Here is a 1,995-nt window from a genome sequence, read left to right on the forward strand (position 1 = left end):
CGCTGGGAAACACGGGACGACATGCACGACGCGTTCCTCCAGCTCGCCCATTGCATGACCCTCGCCCGCAAGATCCCGGCTTTCTGAAAGGACCCCTTATGCCGGGAAGCTCGTGGCCTGGGCGAAACGGCACCTCAAGCTCACTATCAAGCCGGTCAGCCGTCCCAAGGACGCATCCGGCTTCGTCGTATTGCCTCGCCGTTGGGTCGTCGAGAGGTCGCTCGCCTGGATGATGCACGCCAGGCGCCACGCGAGGGACTACGAGCGGCTCATCCAGCACTCCGAGACACTGATCACCTGGGCTGCCATCACCCTCATGACCAGGCGCCTCGCCCGGAAAGGCGCCACCCCCAGCTGGCCAGGGAAACCGACGCCGGCCAGCTGAGCCCAGCTTCCACGTCGCCGACAGGCGGGACAAATCATCCTTCCCCGACGTTGCGACCATGCCGCAAGGCATCGAGTCGCGTGGCGGCCCGGTTGCCTCAACAATCGCCTCGCCCATCTCCACCTGCCAGCGCAGATGGTCCCTGCGTTCCTCCAACGCTGCGACGCTGGAGGCGCATCTCGTTGATCGCCATACGGCTGTTGATGAAGCACGTGGCCCAGTGAAGTAAAGCGACCTCGTCACACATCGGGCCCGTCGCCACGAGGAAGGCGACGGGCTCGACGGCTCACACGGTGCACGTCTGCGTACGACGCGCCTCACACAAACAGGCAGCCCCGAGTACCGGGAGGAAGATTCAGGTCTCATGACCTTGCCCGGGGGCTGTCAGGTTCGGCCTAATCGGCCTTTGTAACGAAGCCACCACTTTCAACTTGGGTAAGCGGCGGGCAGGAGACGTAGGAAGTGCCGCTGGATCTCCAATGCGACGCCCAGCGCACAACGCGATCACCGCCATCAAAGGGGAAGCACGTCACGCTCGCCTTATAGTGCCCGCCATTGCTCTTACTGCATTTGGCCGACCAGCCATTGTCGTGCTTTCCGCTGGTGCACCCAGTCGGATGGGCCGTAGGGGATACGGTGGCCGCATTGGCAGTGCCCTGGACTCCGAGGGTGAAGCAGGCCGCCATCCCTACGGCAGCGAGCAGCGCCGAATTCATCTTCTTCATTGTCGCTGACCCTTTCTCGTTCGATCGGGACTCTTCTACCGCGTCGGTCGTGTGGTGATGCCCGCGCTAACGGCCTTCGAGTCTCCTGGGCAGTACGCGTAGGAAGGTCCCGTCCACTTCCATGGACCTGCCATCTCTTGCAACTTCCCGTTCGGGAACTTGCATGTGCCGGAAGCTCGGTAGGAGCCGCCATTGTCCTTTTCGCAACGGGCGACCGTTCCCCACTTGCCGGCAATCTCATAGTGGCAATCGCTGGGGTGCGCCTTGACGCCGACTTCGGAAGCTGATGCAGACGCCCCGGCTCCGAGAGATAAGAGACCGGCCAGCAGCACTCCAAGTGTCGGGACGGTTCTCATCCGCTGGATTCGAGCAGCCTTCAGCACTTTCTTCACCCACTTCCATATTTTGCACGGAGAGCATTTCTCCCCGGCGCGGCCATGACAATTCCATATGCTGCCGGGTCAGGCAAGTGCGACAGGGATTTTCTGAGGGTTACTTGAGCATCTCAGAGCGAATTTCGGCCTCTGTGGACCGGAACCATTTCGGCCGCACGGTGGCGCGAATCGTTCGTTCCCTGGAAACCGGAGAGGTACGTCAATGTCTCGACTTCGTGGACGCCTGGCGCCCGATGTCTACATCTCTGCCCTCGGTAATCGGGCACCATGCTGGCTTCATTCACCAGCCGATCGCTGCGCGGTCGACAGTTCTGTTCCTCAGTCCCTTGAGCGCCTTCGGACAACCGCCGCCGGTGCCCCAGGGCTCCTCAAGACCGGGATCGGAAACACGCACATATGTCCCAAGGGTGGTGTCGCGATCTCCCGTCGGGGATCGCACCATAAGTAACAGAAGGCGCATCTCGTAGTGAGGGGAGCTGTGATGACTGTT

The 1,995-nt window shown here is 61.8% G+C and carries 2 pseudogenes; both read left to right on the top strand.

From position 1 onward, the window contains the following. Positions 1–87, top strand: a pseudogene (locus ACYVMZ_RS39235) (IS5/IS1182 family transposase); the annotation flags it as partial. Between the two features lie 10 nt (positions 88–97). Then, positions 98–498, top strand: a pseudogene (locus ACYVMZ_RS39240) (transposase); the annotation flags it as partial. Positions 499–1,995: the final 1,497 nt, after the last annotated feature.

The organism is Streptomyces deserti (assembly GCF_054782695.1).